14 protein-coding genes and 1 riboswitch are annotated in these 15,627 nt (G+C 63.8%); of the genes, 5 read left to right on the forward strand and 9 right to left on the reverse strand.

What is annotated here, in order from left to right; genetic code table 11:
* Positions 1-16: 16 nt before the first annotated feature.
* Positions 17-220: riboswitch (cobalamin riboswitch) on the reverse strand.
* Between the two features lie 345 nt (positions 221-565).
* From PLD_RS26885 to PLD_RS26920, 8 genes are all read right to left on the reverse strand, one after another.
* Positions 566-1,603 (reverse strand): arginine N-succinyltransferase, encoded by a 1,038-nt coding sequence (locus PLD_RS26885; protein WP_159897696.1) that lies wholly within the window; start codon positions 1,601-1,603, stop codon positions 566-568.
* A 49-nt stretch (positions 1,604-1,652) separates the two neighbouring features.
* Complete coding sequence (locus tag PLD_RS26890; RefSeq protein WP_159897697.1) at positions 1,653-2,669, reverse strand: arginine N-succinyltransferase; 1,017 nt, start codon at positions 2,667-2,669, stop codon at positions 1,653-1,655.
* Between the two features lie 170 nt (positions 2,670-2,839).
* On the reverse strand, positions 2,840-4,189 hold the full coding sequence (locus PLD_RS26895) for an APC family permease (protein WP_159897698.1): 1,350 nt from the start codon (positions 4,187-4,189) through the stop codon (positions 2,840-2,842).
* Between the two features lie 183 nt (positions 4,190-4,372).
* Positions 4,373-5,125, reverse strand: coding sequence for an N-formylglutamate amidohydrolase (locus PLD_RS26900; RefSeq protein WP_159897699.1), 753 nt, complete (start codon positions 5,123-5,125; stop codon positions 4,373-4,375).
* Positions 5,109-6,464, reverse strand: a complete 1,356-nt coding sequence (locus PLD_RS26905; RefSeq protein ID WP_159897700.1) for a glutamine synthetase family protein — start codon at positions 6,462-6,464, stop codon at positions 5,109-5,111. The genes PLD_RS26900 and PLD_RS26905 overlap by 17 nt, the downstream gene beginning before the upstream one ends.
* Entirely contained in the window at positions 6,461-7,105 is a 645-nt protein-coding gene (locus PLD_RS26910; protein WP_159897701.1) for an isochorismatase family cysteine hydrolase, read from the reverse strand. The genes PLD_RS26905 and PLD_RS26910 overlap by 4 nt, the downstream gene beginning before the upstream one ends.
* A 2-nt stretch (positions 7,106-7,107) precedes the next feature.
* Positions 7,108-7,962 (reverse strand): MurR/RpiR family transcriptional regulator, encoded by an 855-nt coding sequence (locus PLD_RS26915; RefSeq protein WP_159897702.1) that lies wholly within the window; start codon positions 7,960-7,962, stop codon positions 7,108-7,110.
* A 311-nt stretch (positions 7,963-8,273) separates the two neighbouring features.
* A complete protein-coding gene (locus PLD_RS26920) occupies positions 8,274-10,229 on the reverse strand; it encodes an EAL domain-containing protein (RefSeq protein ID WP_159897703.1) in 1,956 nt (651 codons plus the stop codon).
* A 221-nt stretch (positions 10,230-10,450) separates the two neighbouring features.
* Here PLD_RS26920 and PLD_RS26925 point away from each other — a divergent pair, with 221 nt between their 5' ends.
* Positions 10,451-11,014 (forward strand): histidine phosphatase family protein, encoded by a 564-nt coding sequence (locus PLD_RS26925; protein WP_159897704.1) that lies wholly within the window; start codon positions 10,451-10,453, stop codon positions 11,012-11,014.
* A gap of 71 nt (positions 11,015-11,085) precedes the next feature.
* Entirely contained in the window at positions 11,086-11,847 is a 762-nt protein-coding gene (cobF, locus tag PLD_RS26930) for a precorrin-6A synthase (deacetylating) (RefSeq protein ID WP_159897705.1), read from the forward strand.
* On the opposite strand, the gene ftrA is transcribed toward cobF, so the two are convergent.
* Positions 11,820-12,815 carry a transcriptional regulator FtrA gene (ftrA, locus tag PLD_RS26935; RefSeq protein WP_159897706.1) on the reverse strand — a complete coding sequence of 332 codons (996 nt, stop codon included), beginning with the start codon at positions 12,813-12,815 and terminating at the stop codon, positions 11,820-11,822. The genes cobF and ftrA overlap by 28 nt on opposite strands.
* Positions 12,816-12,919: 104 nt before the next feature.
* Between ftrA and PLD_RS26940 the strand changes: the two genes are divergently transcribed.
* The 3 genes from PLD_RS26940 to PLD_RS26950 all read left to right on the forward strand — a co-directional run bounded on the left by PLD_RS26940 (position 12,920) and on the right by PLD_RS26950 (position 15,605).
* On the forward strand, positions 12,920-13,354 hold the full coding sequence (locus PLD_RS26940) for a rhodanese-like domain-containing protein (protein WP_159897707.1): 435 nt from the start codon (positions 12,920-12,922) through the stop codon (positions 13,352-13,354).
* 241 nt (positions 13,355-13,595) lie between these two features.
* Positions 13,596-14,375: an ABC transporter substrate-binding protein gene (locus PLD_RS26945; protein WP_159897708.1), complete on the forward strand. Its 780-nt coding sequence runs from the start codon at positions 13,596-13,598 to the stop codon at positions 14,373-14,375.
* A gap of 117 nt (positions 14,376-14,492) precedes the next feature.
* Positions 14,493-15,605 (forward strand): M14 family metallopeptidase, encoded by a 1,113-nt coding sequence (locus PLD_RS26950; RefSeq protein WP_159897709.1) that lies wholly within the window; start codon positions 14,493-14,495, stop codon positions 15,603-15,605.
* Positions 15,606-15,627 lie beyond the last annotated feature (22 nt).

Consider the following 15,627-nt stretch of genomic DNA (forward strand, 5'->3'; position numbering starts at 1 on the left):
CCGCCCACCGCAGGATTGCCAAACAGATGCTTCAGGCCGGTCTCCGGGCTTGCGAGTCTGGCGGCATTCGCCTTCCCATACCTTGGGTACAGTGGCGTGTTGAATGCAGCACTCGCTTACCGTTGCGGGGGCAGCACCGGACTAGCCCTGAAGGGGCGCACCGGTTTCCCGTTTCACCTCATGCACGGCGGCATGAGGCACCTGAAACTGGGCGGCATCTGAACATTGGTTCCGGCGTTCGTCAATCTCGCGCCTGTCGCCGGGCGTTACCGGGCTCATGGCCGCGGCGGCCCTGTAGCCGCTGCCGCAGGCTGCGCCCGGCTCTGCAGGAGACGCCAAACCTGCCCACGCGGTCCATTGGGACAACCCGCATGGCCCGATTCACCGCCATGGCGTTGGCCGCACTGAATGCGCGTGTCTTCAGGTCGCTAGAAGGGCCTTCGCCCTTGTCGCAGCCTCGCCGAAGGCTCGACAGCGGACATCATTGCAGGAACACAGGAACACAGGAACACAGGAACACAGGAACACAGGAATGCAGGAATGCAGTTTCCGGGGGCAGGTGCCGCTATGAATGCCGTGTCGTGCGTGGCTCGCTGGCCAGCAACGGCACCGCGCGGACCGAGTCGCCGGGCTGCAGTTGCAGGCGCTTGGCAGTCCGGCGGTCCACCAGCAGGCAGCCCGAGACCAACCGCCCGGGGGCGGCGGTGATGCGACAGCTTTCCAGGCGTCGGTTATGGATCAGCCACATCGGCGCCTGTTCATCCGGGCTGCCCACCAGCAGGGGCAGGGTCTGGCTTTCGCGCACGCTGCGGATCTTCGTCACTTCGGCTTCGAGCAGCGGCCCGCCATCGAAGATGTCGATGCAGCCCTGATGGCTGAAGCCTTCGCCCCGCAGGATGCTCACTGCCTGTTCGGTGCTGGCGTGGGCCTGGCCAATGGCGGCCTGGGCCTGGGGGCTGAGCAGGCAGGTGTACAGCGGCTGGCGCGGCATCAGTTCGGCGATGGAGGCCTTGCTGCCGTGGCTGGACAGGCGATTGGCCTGCTGGAAACCCATCTTGAAGAAGTGCCGCCCCAGGCTGTCCCAGAACGGCGAACAGCCCTGGCTATCGAGCTGGCCGCGCAATTCGGCCACCAGCTTGTCGCCGAACAGGGTGGGGAATTCGGCGACAAACAGCAGGCGCGCCTTGGACAGCAGGCGGCCGTTATCGCCCTGGCGCTGATCGCGGCGCAGGAACAGCGAGCAGAGCAGGGATTGCCCAGTCATCTCGTTGCACAGGAACAGGGTCGGGATGTGTTTCTCGATGCCCAGTACCGGGGCACTGCCACGGGTGGTGCCGACCCGGTAGTTGTAGCAGGGCTCGCGCAGGCCAATGGCGCCGCTGACGCCGCAGACCCCGATTACCTGCTGGTCGTCATCTTCCATGACGAACAGGTAGTCGGCGTCGGCCCGTTCGACCTGTCTGGTGAAGGCCCGCTGTGCCCAGCGCACCCGATGGGCCAGGCGCTCGGGGTCGGTGGACAGGTTGTTCAGTTCGCGGCCGTTGCCTTCCAGCAGGGCCAGCAGCGCCGGCAGATCGCTGACGCGGATCGGACGGACGATCATCGGCTGATGCCTGGCCGTGGCGCCGGGCAGTGGCGCTGCAAGAGCCGGTTCATAGGGCAACGCTCCGCACTGCTTCGCCCGGGGCCAGTTGCAGGGCCTGGAGCATCGCCCGGTCGAGGCCGACGGCATCGCCGGGGGCTTCGTCCAGGGGCGCGACGATGGCGCGAAAACCTTGCAGCCGGTCGTTGCTCAGCAACCATTGCCGGCCCTGGCCGCTTTGCGGGCTCAACTGGCTGCGGGTGACGCGGCTGTGGATGATTGAGCGCAACCGGTTGTTGCGCCCCTGCAGGGTCGGCCCGGCGTCGAACAGGTCGACGTACTGGGTGCTTGTGAAGCCCTCGTCGATGAGGATCTGGCAGGCTTGCCGGGCATCCACGTGGACCTGCCCGATACAGTCCTGGGCTGGCTGCGCCAGCATCGGAATGTACAGCGGGTACTGGGGCATGAGCTCGGCGAGAAAGCCCCGCCCCTGCAAGGCGCACAGGCGCTCGGCCTCGACATAGGGCAGGTCGAAGAAGTGCTGGCCCACGGCTTCCCAGAACGGCGATTCACCGGCGGCGTTGCTGTAGCCGACGATCTCGCTGATGCAGCTGTCGGCGAAGCGCTGGGGGTGGGCGGCAATGAACAGCAGCCGGCCGCGGGAGGTCAGCTGGGCCAGCGGCGTGCCGGCCAGCTCAGGGTCGACATGGAAGCTGCGCAACAGGGTCTGTTCGCTGAGGTCCTGGCACAGCGACAGGGTCGGCACCCCGTGCTGGATGTTGAGTTCCCGCGAGCTGCTGATGAACGGGCGATTGCGCAGGCTGTAGAACGGGCTGGCAAAACCCGCGGTGGCGAGGATGTCCGAACAGCCATGCAGTTGACCGCTTTCCAGGTCCTCAAGCACCAGGAAGTAGTTTTCCGGACCCTGGCTGGCCTCGGCCTTGGCGAAGGACGCCAGGGAATCCTGAATCTTGTCCAGCAGGTAGGTTTCGTCGTCCACCAGCGAAGTGACGCCCAGCAGGCGCTCGCGGGCCAGACGCCGCAATTGGGGCAGATCGGATAACGCCACGGGACGCAAGGCCTGCAAGGGTGTACTCCTGTATCAAGGGCCGCTCGCCCCTGGGGGGCGAGCATTGGCCAGACATCACTGTCGATGACCACGCAGTTCCACGGCCGCGGCATCTGGCGGCCAGGCCCTGGGCGGCTCTTGCTGGCCGCTTCCAGGGGCTGCGCGACGCCGGGGCGCCGCGCTGACGACTATGGCTTGAGCGGATCGGGCACGGCGGCAGCGCTGCCCAGCTTGTTCAGCAAGAACAGGTAGAGCAGCCCGGCGGCGACCCAGATGGCCCCGAGTTTCTGCGCGTCCACGCCCATGTTGTACATGATGGCGCAGACGATCACGAAGCCGATCACCGGGCAGATCAGGTGACGCACCACTTGGCCGGATTTCTGCCGGCGCCAGTAGAAGTTGATCACCGTGATGTGCAGCAGCATGAAGCCGCTCAGGGCGCCGAAGTTGACCAGCGAGGTCAGGGTGTCCACCGAGTTGATGAACAGGTAGCAGATCAGCAGCGACAGCAGCGCCACCAGGTAGATGCTGATGTGCGGGGTGTTGTGTTTCGGGTGGACCTTGGCCAGCACCTTGGGCAGCTTGCCATCGCGGGCCATGCCGAACAGCAGGCGCGACACCGCGGCTTGCGAGGTGATGGCCACCGCCACGCCCCATGCCAGTGCGGTGGCCACTGCGGTGACGGTAGCCAGCCAGCTGCCGGCGGCCAGTTCGGCGATCTCATAGAACGCCGTGTCGGCGGAGGTGAAGCCCATGCCCGCGGCCAGGTCGGTGGCGATCCAGGTTTGCGCCACGAAGATCGCGCCCATCACCACCAGGGTGATCAGCGCGGCGCGGCCGACACTGCGGCCCGGGTCGCCCTTGACCTCTTCGGCGAGCGTTGAGATCGCGTCAAAGCCCAGGAACGACAGCACCGCAATCGATACGCCTTGCATCAGCATGCCGAAGTGGAAATTCTCGGGGTTGTACAGCGGCGCCAGGGTCAACTGGCCGTTGCCGGCGCCACCGTGCAGGGCGTTCCAGGCATAGAACAGGAAGATCCCCAGGACCACCAGTTGCGCCAGCAGGAACACGATATTCATCCGTGCGGTGAAGGTGATGCCCCGCAGGTTGACCAGGGTCGCGCTGACCAGGAACGCCAGAATAAAGCCGACCTTGGGCACTTCCGGGTACAGGTGGTTGAGGGCCATGGCCGCATAGACGTAGAGCAGCGGCGGGATCAGCAGATAATCCAGGAGCATCAGCCAACCGGCGAGAAAACCGACATGGGGATTGAGGCCGCGCTGGGCGTAGGAATACACCGAGCCGGCAATGGGAAAGGCGCGGGCCATGGCGCCGTAGCTCAGGGCGGTGAAGACCATCGCCACCATGCCGATGATGTAGGCCAGGGGCACCATGCCCGGGGCCTCGTGGTTGACGTAGCCGTAGACCCCGAACGGGGCGATGGGGATCATGAAAATCATCCCGTAGACCACCAGGTCGCGCAGGCTCAGCCCGCGCTTGAGTTCCTGTTTGTAGCCGAATTCTTCAATCTCCATGAAGCTGTTCTCCTTGTAGCCAATGTCAGTGGGCGAGGGGGTGGCGAGGGTCGTCATTGACGCCTCGGACACCGTTCTGTGTTTGAACCTGGCAGGGTTAAAGACACACCACAGCGGTTTTTCTAGTTGTTGTACCGGTCCTGCAAACAGCCTTTGTTGTGCTCAATCGTATTGCAACTTTCGTTACAGCAACGGCGCCAGTACCTCGCTCCAGCGGCGCACGGTTTCGGGGCTGCGCAGCAGATCGTTACGCACCTCGATCAGCACCGATTCCAGGCCACGGGCGTCTCCGTGCACTGGCACGGTCATGTCGCTCATGGGGTCGATCTTGTACGGCTGGTTCCCCGCCACCTTTATCGGCAGGGCCCACAATCCCTCGAGTATTCGTGCGGCGTAGGCGGTGGAGTGGTCATACAGCACGCCGACTTCCAGTGCGCGCGGCTGGCTGTAGTAGATCGGCGTGAAGCTGTGGATCCCCACCACCCGCACCTCGCGGCCGGCGGCCAGACGCCGGTCGATGATGCGCTGCAGACGCTGGTGAAACGGCGTGAACAGGTGCTGGCGGCGGTATTCGCGGGTCGCCTCGTCGAGGTGCTGGTTGCCCGGCACCTGATAGATCTCACTCTGCAGCGGGATGCTGTCGGGGGCGTGGCGCGGGCGGTTGAGGTCGATCAGCAGGCGCGAATAGTTGGCCGCGATCAGGGTCGCGCCCAGAGTCTGGGACAGGCTCTCGGCCAGCTCCAGGGCACCGGGGTCCCAGGCGATGTGCTCGCGGGCCGCCACCGGGTCCAGGCCCAGGTCATGCAGTGCTGGCGGAATGTAATGGCTGGCGTGCTCGCACACCAGAATCAGCGGATGCTCGGAGTCTTCCCGCAGCAGGCGATAGGCCGGTTCGGTGTAGAAACCGTGCTCGGCGGATTTAGTACAGGTGTCCATAGTGCTCACACAATTGGGCAGCGTTTAGGTGCTCGGTCAGGGACACTTCCTTTTGTTTGACGGCGAAATAGGTGTTGAGCAGGTCGGCGGGCAGCGCCTGCATCAACTCGGTGTTGCCGCGCAGGCATTCCAGGGCCTGGGGCAGTGACGCGGGCAGCGCAACAATACCGCTGGCCAGGCGCTGTTCGGTGCTGAGTTCGTCGGGCACCTGGTCGGTGACCGCGTTCAGGATCAACTGCTGTTCGATGCCCAGGCGTCCGGCGATCAGCACCACCGCCATGGCCAGGTGCGGCGAGGCGGTGGCGTCCAGGGCGCGGAATTCCAGGTTGTACTGGGGCGCCAGGGGCTTGTCGCCGATGCTCACGGTGGGGCAGATGCGCAGCGAAGCCTCGCGGTTACGCACGCCCAGGCAGGTATAGGAGGCGCTCCAGTGGTGGGGGCGCAGGCGTTCATAGGACACCGGCGTCGGTGCACTGAAGGCGCACAGCGCCGGCAGGTGCTTGAGCACCCCGGCGGCCCAGTGCTGGCCCAGGGACGACAGGTCGTCGCCGCTGACCGCCTGCGGGTCGTAGAGCAGCGGCGTACCGTCCAGGTCTTGCAGGCTCAGGTGCAGGTGCACCCCATTGCACACTGCGTTCTCGGCGGTCTTGGGCGCAAAGCTGACCCGTTGCCCCAATTGCCGGGCAATCTCCCGGGTGATCTCCCGTACGTTCACCGCTCGATCGGCAGCGGCCAGGCCCTGGGTCGGCCGGCAGGTGATTTCGTACTGGTGCTTGCCGTACTCGGGCAGGAACATTTCCGGCTCGACACCGGCCGCCCGCAGTGCCGCCAGCAACCAGCCGCCGAAGGCCGCGCCTTGGCGCTGGGCTTCCAGGGAGAAGGCCAGGAGCTCGCGCTGAGCGGTACCGCTGTCGAGGTTGAATTCATGCTCGAAGGCGGCGGTGATCTGGATGCCCAGTTCACGGTAGCGCTCTATCTCGTTGCGCAGCAGGGTCCGCGGGCAGGCGGCCCAGGGGCGGCCATCGGTCTGGCAGATATCGGCGTGAATAAAATCCAGGGGCGCCGCCGTGGCATCCGGACCGGCGCCGACAGTGACCCGGCTGTCCAGGTCGGGAATCAGCCGCAGGTCGCCATAGGCGCCCCAGGGGTTGTCTTCAGCGATCAGGTCTTGTGGGGTCAGCGCGCTGTTCGCCGGTACCCAGCCGCAGCCACCGACCCGATAACGCTCCAGCTCATCGCTGGGAAAGGAGCGGCCACGGGTCACGCCGATCAGGTCGGTGGTGACGATGCTGGTCATGGCCAGCGGGGTCAGGGCCTCGATGCCCTGGTCGCGGCTCATCCGCGGATCTCCCGCAGGCGGCCGAGCACGGTGTCGGTGTCGGTGATCCAGCAGTAACCCTTGATCGCGTTGAGGCAGGCCTGATGGCGCGCATCGCTGTAAGTGGCGCAGGCATCTTCCACCAGGGTCACCAGGTAGCCGCGGTCGGCGGCGTCGCGCACCGCCATGTCCACGCATTGGTCGGTGACAATCCCGGCGATGATCAGGTGGCGGGTTTCCAGGTTGCGCAGCACGTAGTCGATGTTGGTGGAGTTGAACACCCCGGAGGACGTCTTGGGCAGCACGATCTCGTTTTCCACCGGCGCCAGTTCATCGATGATCGCTGCCTGGGGGCTGCCCTTGGGCAGGTGCATGTTCGACAGCTTGTGGTCCAGCGAGCGGTCGCGGCCGTCGGCGGTGAGGCTTTCGATCAGGGTGTGCAGTACGTTCTGCCGTGCGTGGCGTACCGCCGCCAGAAGCCGTTGCTGGTTGGGAATCACCTGTTGCCGGGCGCGCTGCACAAAGGCCTGGCCCTCGGGCTCTTGCAAGTGCGGGTCGAACTGCGGCTCCAGCCAGGCGCGCTGCATGTCCACCAGCAGCAGGGCAGTGTGATCGACAACGAAGGGCAGGTCCCGGGGCGAACGATGGGGCAGGCTGAACATCCTTATTTTTCCTCCAGCACATGAGTTGCGAATTGCGCCCGTAGGGCGTCGATGCCCTCCAGGCGTTGATCAAGATGGGGGCTGCGTGGGGTCAGGCAGGCGATCAAGGCCTCGACCTGGGCCAGCGCCGGCACCAGGGTGTCGAACGGTGACAGCGATTCCACCGGAGCACTGATGATCAGGTCCGCCAGTTCCCGCAGCGGCGAGGCGTAGATATCGGTGAACAGCACCACCCGAGCGTTGCGCGTCTTGGCTGCGCTGGCCACCCGCAAGGCCTGGGACTGATAGCGGCGGTAGTCGAACAACAGCACCAGGTCTTGGCGCTGCACACTGAACATCCGGTCGGGTAGCTGCGCGTTGTCTTCCAGTAAGAAACAACCCGGGCGCATCAGTTGCAGGTGATTAAGCAGGTAATGGGCGAGGAAGCCGCTGAAGCGCCCGCCGAAGCAATACACCTGATGGCGGCTGTCCAGCAGCCACTCAAGGAGTACACGAATGTCTTCGGGCTGGGTCAGGGCCTGGGTGTCCTGCAGGGTGCGCTGGCTGTCCGCCAGGTAGCGGCTCCAGGTATCGCCCTGGGCCACTTGCGAGCGTGGGCGCAACAGGGTGCTGGGGGAGCGCAGGCGGTCGTCCATGTCGCTGAGCAGGGCTTCCTGGAATTCGCCGTAGCCGCTGAAACCGAGTTTCTTCACCAACCGCACGATGGTCGGGTCGCTGACCCCAGCGTGTTCCGCCAGGCGCGCCATCGGCCCCAGACCGTTGCGCGGGTAGTGGTCGAGCAGGGCGCGTACGACCTTGCGCTCCGAGGGCGTCAGGTCGAGCGTGGGGGCGGTGATCAGGTCTCTGAGAGAGGGCATTGGGGGAGCCTTTTCCGCGCAATGTAGTTTTTGTTTCATAAAATGATGATTTGATATTTATGTAATGTACGTTACATGTCTAGTGAAATTTTCTACCAAGGCGAAAGGCCTTGAAAGGGCGGGTGGCTGTGTTGTGTGGCGGGGCAGGTGGACATATCCCCCGCATGGGGTGAATCGCCGAGCCCCGCTGGCGCTTTACCCCTTGCGGTGATACCCGGCAAGGCCGAACAAGGCTGTGGCGGCTGCCCGCGATCGAGCCTGGGGCGGTTGCGGTGACTGCTGGAACGTCGCCCTGAGACCTGCTCGTAGCGTCAGTGGTCCGGGGTGTCGTTTGGCGAGCGTTCGCTGGCAAGGGCCAGTGCGATCAATTGGGCCAGGGGCACCGCTGGGGAGAAGAAGTAGCCCTGGGCGCAGGCGATGCCGATGGTCTTGAGGATGTCGATCTGTTCCTGGGTTTCGACCCCCTCGGCCGTCACAGTGGCCTGGTAGAGACGAGCGCTTTCTTGGGCGATGGAGACCGCGGTGCGCATCCGTTCATAGTGCAGCAGTGAAATCATCGAGTGGTCGAGCTTGACTTCGCTGAAGGGGTACTTGGCCAGGATACTCAGGGCCGAGTAACCAGTGCCGAAGTCGTCAAGCGATAGCGTAACGCCATGATCCTTGAGCAGAAGCATGTTGTGGGCCACCTGCCGGCTGTCTGGAAGCAGGGTGTATTCGGTCAACTCCAGGATCAGGTGGTGACCGGGCAGGCCCGAGTCTTTCAGGCGCTGGATCAGTTGCACGGCAAAGTTGGCATCGCTCAGGGTTGAGGCCGAGATATTGACCGCCAGCGGCCCGGACAGGCCGGCATCGATGTAGTGCCGGGCATCGCGGATCACTGTTTCAATGGTTGCCCATTCAAAGGCATTCAGTAGGTCGTGGCAGCGGACCACCTCCAGGACTCGCAGCGGTGAGATGGTCGCGCCATCGTTGTCCTTGGCTCGCAGCAAAGCCTCGGCGCCAATCACCGTCTGCCGGTTCAAGCAGAACTTGGGCTGGTAGTACAACGGCGCGGTATTCGACGCCACCCACTCCAGCAATTGCTGACGGATCCGCTCGTTGTTCTGGGCCTGTTCAAGCAGCGACTGGTGCAGGTAGCGCACTGGCTGACGGCTGTCCTGGAGCGCCAGGCTGATGTTGCGCAAGGTGCTGTTGGCGTTCTCGCCGGCACAGGCATCGATCACGCAGAATTGCAGCTTGGGCGACAGGCTGCCGTCATTGCTCAAACTGCTCTGCAGGGTCATCTGCAGCGTGGCCAGCAGTGTCGATCGTTCCACCTGCTGGATGGAACAGTTTTGCAGGATCAGCGCCAGGCTCAGGTCGGAGAACATGAAGGGGGTGGGGGCGGCCTTGGCTTGCACGACATGGCTGGGGGGGCCGCTCTTGAACTCTTGCGCGAAGCTGATCAGCAGTTGATCGGTCCAGTCATGGCCGTGGATCGCCACCAGGTCCTTGAGGTTGCAGATCTTGATCACCACCAGGGTATGAAGCCCGCGTGTCTTGGCGGGCTGCGCCAGTAGTTGATCCAGGTATTGGCGCAGGGCTCGGCGATTGGGCAGTTGTGTGGTCGGATCGGTAAGCGCTTGTTGCAATAGGCGCTGCTGGGCCTGCTGGTAGCGTGCTTCGCGGCGCAGCATGAACAGTATCAGGACGATCAACGGCAGCGAGAGCAGGGTCGAATGCAGCCGCAGCGACAGCAGTTGGGCGTTGATGGCCGAATCAATGGTTCCCAGCCAGTCGATCAATTGCATGGGCACGATGGCGCTGACGAACCGTACCAACACCACCAGCGTCACGTCTTTGAGGCTCAAGGAACTGAGGGCGCGGGACTCGAACCAGCGATGCAGCAACATGCCGCCAAGGGTGATCAGCGTGAAATTGAACAGCGCCTCCTCAAACTGCAGCGGGCCGGCAATGTAATAGCGGGTCAGGGCCACGAGCGTCAGACAGGTGATGCCGCCCCACCAGCCACCGAGCAGCCCTGCGAGAAACAGCATGTCGCTGCTCAGGAATATCTTCACTGGGCCCTGCATGAATTGTGAGGACAGGGTGAGCAGCGCGACGTTGCTGATCCCCAGGATCAATCCGAGGAGCAACTTCTGGGATTTGATCAGGCGCTGGGCGTTCTGGTGCAGCATGAGCAGCGTGCTGAAGATGCCAAGCAGGGCGACGTATTGCAGCAGGACGATGGGCAGGAGTGAGGCGTTGATTGCAAAATCGAGAGACATGAGCTCCCACATAGCAATGTGCATGATGAGAGAAACCTGGTTGAGTCTTGCTGTTGGCTAGTCCGGCAGATTAGTTGGCCGTTGCTTTCAGCCATATAAGGGAAGTCTTATTTTTTGGAGGGGGGCTGGCTTGCTCATTGTGCGCTGGGCATGGGCCTTGAGCCATGTTAAAACCCCGCAGCCCAAGGCGATCGTGCTTTTTTTCCTGGTTGAGACTTTCCGTGCAGGCTATCCGTTTAACCCTTGTGTGCCACGCTCGCACCATCGCTCAGAAACGCGCGCGCTTTCCCCTGGACGAGCCCGTGGAGCTGGACTGGCAGGCGCAGCGCCTGAGCCGCGCGGCCCCCAGTGCGCGCAACCTGCGAGTGTTGTGCGCGCCTGAACTACGCTGTCGTCAGACCGCCGCCTTGTTCAGCGCCGACCCTGAAATACAGGACGCCTTGCGCGATTGCGGATTCGGCGCGTGGCAGGGGCTGGGCATCAATCAATTGCAGCAACAACAGCCGCAAGCCATACAGGCTTGGCTGGCAGATCCGTACCTGGCGCCGCCCGGCGGAGAGTCGCTGGCTGCGCTGTGCCAGCGGATGGGGGCATGGCTGGAGACGCTGGCCGCCCGCCCGGGGCACTGGCTGGCGGTGACTCATCCTTTTGTGATCCGTGCGCTGCTGCAGCAGGTGCTGCAAACGCCCTTGGCGAGTCTGCAACGGATCGACGTCGAGCCTCTGTCGCGCATTGAACTCAGCCACGTCGGGTGCTGGCGCCTGCGCCTGAGTGGCCAAGACTGAGTGGCGATATTTCGTCCCCATGCGCAGCCGCCCATACTGATCCAACGCCACAGCAACGAGAGCCTTCTCCCATGAAAACCCTTTTGGTCATCGGTATTGGTGCCGGCAACCCCGACTTCATCACGCTCCAGGCGATCAAGGCGCTGAATCGCTGCGATGTGGTGTTCCTGATGGACAAGGGGCCGAGCAAGGACACGCTGATCGACCTGCGCCGCGAGCTGTGTCAGCGCCACATCACCGAGCGCCCGTATCGTTTGGTCGAGGCGCGGATCCCGGAACGCCAGCGTGGCGAAGTGGACTACCGGGCCAGCGTCCAGGCGTTGAACCGCGACAAGCAGCACCTCTTCGAACAGCTGATTAATGAACAACTGGCTGAGGGTGAGACCGCTGCCTTTCTGGTCTGGGGCGATCCGGCGCTGTACGACAGTACCTTGCGTATCCTGCAGCAGATCCTGGCCGGCGGCGCGATGCAATTCGAGTACCAGGTGATTCCCGGTATCACCAGCGTCCAGGCCTTGGCTGCGCAACACAAGGTGCCGCTGAACCGCATCGGCCGCTCCGTGGAAATCACCACCGGGCGCCGCTTGGCGGCGGGGCAGGCCAGCGCCGCCGATAGCCTGGTGGTGATGCTTGATGCCGAGGACAGTTTTCAGCAACTGCGCCATCAGGGCCTGGACATCTACTGGGGGGCTTATCTGGGCACGGCCGATGAACGCCTGATCAGCGGCCGGCTCGATGAGGTGGCCGATGAAATCTGTCGCGTGCGCCGGGAAGCGCGTCAGGCCCACGGCTGGATCATGGACACTTACCTGCTGCGCAAGCCCGAGGCTTGATGATCCAGTGCGCCACGGCCAAAGCGCTCGCGGTACACCGAGGGCGGCAGGCCCACGAGCGTGCGAAAGGCCACGCGAAAGCTTTCCACCGAGCGATAGCCGCAGCGCAGGGCGATGCTTTCACTGGTTTCGTGCCCGCTTTCCAGCAGCTCCCGGGCCCGGGCCAGGCGTTCATGCTGCAGCCAGGCCTTGGGCGAGGCGCCAGTGGCATCGGTGAAGCGCCGTAGGAAGGTGCGTTGGCTCATCAACGCCTGGGCCGCCAGGTCACTCACCGTCAGGGGCTCATGCAGGCGCTCCCGGGCCCATTGCATGACCCGCGACAGGTCGCTGCGCGGGGTGCGAGCGACCGGTGCTGGGATGAACTGCGCCTGACCACCGGTGCGTTGTGGCGCCATGACCAAGCGCCGGGCAACGCTGTTGGCCACCTGGGTGCCGAAGTCACGGGCCACCAGATGCAGGCAGGCATCGATCCCGGCGGCGCTGCCGGCGGAGGTGATCAGTTGCCCCGAGTCCACGTACAGCACGTCCGGGTCCACCAGGATGTTCGGGAACCGTTCGGCCAATGCTGTGGCGTAGTGCCAGTGGGTGGTGGCCCGCAGACCGTCGAGTAAGCCGGTGGCCGCCAGGACAAACACCCCGGAACAGATCGACAGCAACCGAGCGCCGCGATGGTAGGCCCGACGCAGCGCCGCCAGCAGCTCGGGCGGCGGCGCTTGATCGCGGCTGCGCCAGCCAGGAATGATGATGGTTCGGGCCTGCTCCAGCAGTTCCAGGCCGCCATCGGTCAGCACCTGGATACCGCCTGTGGCGCGCATCGGGCCTTGATCGACGGCGGCGATGCATTGCGTGTACCAGGGGAAATCGAATTCCGGACGGGCCAGGCCGAAGATCTCCACGGCAATGCCGAACTCGAACGTGCAAAGGCCGTCGTAGGCCAGGATTACGAGCAAACCTTGGTGATTGTGCATTTGGCGAAAAATTACCGATCAGTGTCCGGAGCGCCACTGTAGCGCCAGGGGCGGGGCGGATAAAGTTTCGTTCACCCCAACCGCGAGCTTTTTTGGAGACGCCCATGACCAGCTTGGTTAGCACCATTGCCGCCGCCCCTTCGGCCATTGCCCTGATGCATTTTTCCAACCGTCTGACCTTTGAAACCGACTGTTCCGACGTCTACAGCAGTCAGCAGAGCGGTGAGGTGGATTTTGTGCTGCTGGATGTGCGCGCAGCCGAGGCCTTTGCCCGTGGCCACCTGCCCGGTGCGATCAATATTCCCGGGCGCCTGCTCACGGCCGAGCGCCTGGCCGGTTATGCCCGGAGCACCCTGTTCGTGGTGTATTGCGCCGGCCCGCATTGCAATGGCGCGAACAAGGCGGCGCTGAAGCTGGCGGTTTTGGAGTATCCGGTGAAGGAGATGATTGGCGGTGTCACGGGCTGGTTGGATGAAGGTTTGCCGCTCAGCCTCGACGCATCGAGCGCCGATCAGGGGACGGTTGCCTGCGCCTGCTGAGCCAAGATCAGACAATGTGCCGGGCAAATGCACCGTTTTGACGCGAACGTCGGGTTTTTCAAAGGTAATTGCAGCGCACAGGTGCAAGGGCGCAGGGCCTTGGGCACCTGTGCGGTATTTCTATAAGTATTTGTCGCATAAACACAATCTGCTTCCAGGGAGCCGCTCTAGACTGCTGGCCACTTCGATTTCCACGCAATCGAATTCTGCCAATAAAAGTCTCCGCCCCCTGGAGTTATAAATGAACAAGTTTGTGCTGTTTGGTGCGCTTGCACTGTCGCTGTTTTCCTTCACCGCTTCGGCCGACGAGGCCAAGCCGATCCGCATCGGTATCGAAGCCGGCTACCCGCCGTTCTCGATGAAGACCCCGGACGGCAAGCTCACCGGTTTCGACGTGGACCTGGGCGACGCTCTGTGCGAGCAGATGAAAGTCAAATGCACCTGGGTCGAGCAGGAGTTCGATGGCCTGATCCCGGCGCTGAAGGTGAAGAAAATCGACGCCATTCTGTCGTCCATGACCATCACCGACGACCGCAAGAAGAACGTCGATTTCACCATCAAGTACTACCACACCCCGGCGCGCTTCGTGATGAAGGCCGATACCCCCATCAAGGACCCGCTGACCGAGCTCAAGGGCAAGAAAGTCGGTGTGCTGCGCGCCAGTACCCACGACCGCTTCGCCACTGAAGTGCTGGTGCCCGCCGGTATCGAACTGGTGCGCTATGGCTCCCAGCAGGAAGCCAACCTGGACATGGTGTCCGGTCGCGTCGATGCGCTGTTGGCCGACTCGGTCAACCTTGACGACGGGTTCCTGAAAACCGACGCCGGCAAGGGCTTTGCCTTCGTCGGTCCCGAGTACAACGATCCGAAGTACTTCGGTGGCGGCGCCGGCATCGCGGTGCGCAAGGGTGACAAGGCGCTGGCGGAGAAATTCAATACCGCCATCGGCGAAATCCGCGCCAACGGCAAGTACAAGCAAGTGCAGGACAAGTACTTCGATTTCGACGTCTACGGCGAGTAAGTCGTCGGGCTCGATGCATGAGGTAAAAAAAGGTGGCGGCCGCAACTCGGTCGCCACCTTTTTTCTGCGCCGCTGTTTTATTCTGCACCGCGTTTTTTCTTGAAGCCTGGAGCCTGCATGCAACGCATCGACCATTCCCTGCCCTGGGGCCACCTGGGCACCCAGCGCCAGCTCAGTGTGTTCCGCTTTGGCAGCGGCACGCGCAAGGTGTACATCCAGGCCAGCCTGCACGCCGATGAATTGCCGGGCATGCGCACCGCCTGGGAGCTCAAGCAGCGCCTGACGGAACTGGAGCGCCAGGGACGTTTGCAGGGCGTGATCGAACTGGTGCCGGTGGCCAACCCCATCGGCCTCGACCAGCAGGTTCAAGGCAGTCACCTGGGGCGTTTCGAACTGGGCAGCGGCAAGAACTTCAACCGTGCCTTCGTCGAGCTCAGTGGTCCGGTGGGCGACTTGATCGGCAAGCAACTGGGCACTGATGCCGCCATCAATATCGCCTTGATTCGCCGCACCATGGTCCAGGTGCTGGATGAGCTGCCGGCTCCGGGCTCGCAGCTGCAGGCCCTGCACCGGTTGCTGCTGCGCCATGCCTGCGACGCCGATATCACCCTCGACCTGCATTGCGATTTCGAAGCGGCGATCCACCTCTATGCCTTGCCCCAGCACTGGCCGCGGTGGCAGTCCCTGGCGGCGCGTCTGAAGGCTGGGGTGGCGTTGCTTTGCGAGGATTCCGGCGGCAGCTCTTTCGACGAATCCTGCTCCTCGCCCTGGCTGCGCCTGGCCCGGGACTTTCCCCGGGCGGCGATTCCCCCGGCCAACCTGGCCGCCACCCTGGAGCTGGGCAGCATGGGCGACACCCGGGTCGAGCAGGCGCGAGCCAACTGCGAGGCCATCCTCGGCTTTCTGGCCGAGCAGGACCTGATCAGTGGCCAGTGGCCCGCTGCACCGGATCAATGCTGTGAAGGCATGCCTTTCGAAGGCACCCAATACCTGTTCGCCCCGCACCCCGGAGTGGTCAGTTTTCTGCGCGATGCCGGCGAGTGGGTGGAGCGCGGCGACGCCCTGTTCGAAGTGGTGGACCCCTTGAACGACAGGGTCAGCACCGTGCGGGCCGGCACCAGCGGCGTGCTTTTTGCCCTGGACCGCGGGCGCTACACCCAGCCGGGCATCTGGCTGGCCAAGGTGGCTGGCCGCGAGGCGATCCGCGCCGGCAAGCTGATCAACGACTGAACCACGACGACAGGCGCGCACC

Source organism: Pseudomonas sp. LD120, from assembly GCF_009861525.1.
In the GTDB taxonomy this organism is placed as follows: domain Bacteria; phylum Pseudomonadota; class Gammaproteobacteria; order Pseudomonadales; family Pseudomonadaceae; genus Aquipseudomonas.

What these genes read in the sequence shown, in the direction of transcription:
- PLD_RS26885 (WP_159897696.1), bottom strand. Translation starts at nt 1,603, where the DNA reads ATGATCGTCCGTCCGATCCGCGTCAGCGATCTGCCGGCGCTGCTGGCC.
- PLD_RS26895 (WP_159897698.1), bottom strand. Translation starts at nt 4,189, where the DNA reads ATGGAGATTGAAGAATTCGGCTACAAACAGGAACTCAAGCGCGGGCTG.
- PLD_RS26900 (WP_159897699.1), bottom strand. Translation starts at nt 5,125, where the DNA reads ATGGACACCTGTACTAAATCCGCCGAGCACGGTTTCTACACCGAACCG.
- PLD_RS26905 (WP_159897700.1), bottom strand. Translation starts at nt 6,464, where the DNA reads ATGAGCCGCGACCAGGGCATCGAGGCCCTGACCCCGCTGGCCATGACC.
- PLD_RS26910 (WP_159897701.1), bottom strand. Translation starts at nt 7,105, where the DNA reads ATGTTCAGCCTGCCCCATCGTTCGCCCCGGGACCTGCCCTTCGTTGTC.
- PLD_RS26915 (WP_159897702.1), bottom strand. Translation starts at nt 7,962, where the DNA reads ATGCCCTCTCTCAGAGACCTGATCACCGCCCCCACGCTCGACCTGACG.
- PLD_RS26920 (WP_159897703.1), bottom strand. Translation starts at nt 10,229, where the DNA reads ATGTCTCTCGATTTTGCAATCAACGCCTCACTCCTGCCCATCGTCCTG.
- cobF (WP_159897705.1), top strand. Translation starts at nt 11,086, where the DNA reads ATGAAAACCCTTTTGGTCATCGGTATTGGTGCCGGCAACCCCGACTTC.
- ftrA (WP_159897706.1), bottom strand. Translation starts at nt 12,815, where the DNA reads ATGCACAATCACCAAGGTTTGCTCGTAATCCTGGCCTACGACGGCCTT.
- PLD_RS26940 (WP_159897707.1), top strand. Translation starts at nt 12,920, where the DNA reads ATGACCAGCTTGGTTAGCACCATTGCCGCCGCCCCTTCGGCCATTGCC.
- PLD_RS26945 (WP_159897708.1), top strand. Translation starts at nt 13,596, where the DNA reads ATGAACAAGTTTGTGCTGTTTGGTGCGCTTGCACTGTCGCTGTTTTCC.
- PLD_RS26950 (WP_159897709.1), top strand. Translation starts at nt 14,493, where the DNA reads ATGCAACGCATCGACCATTCCCTGCCCTGGGGCCACCTGGGCACCCAG.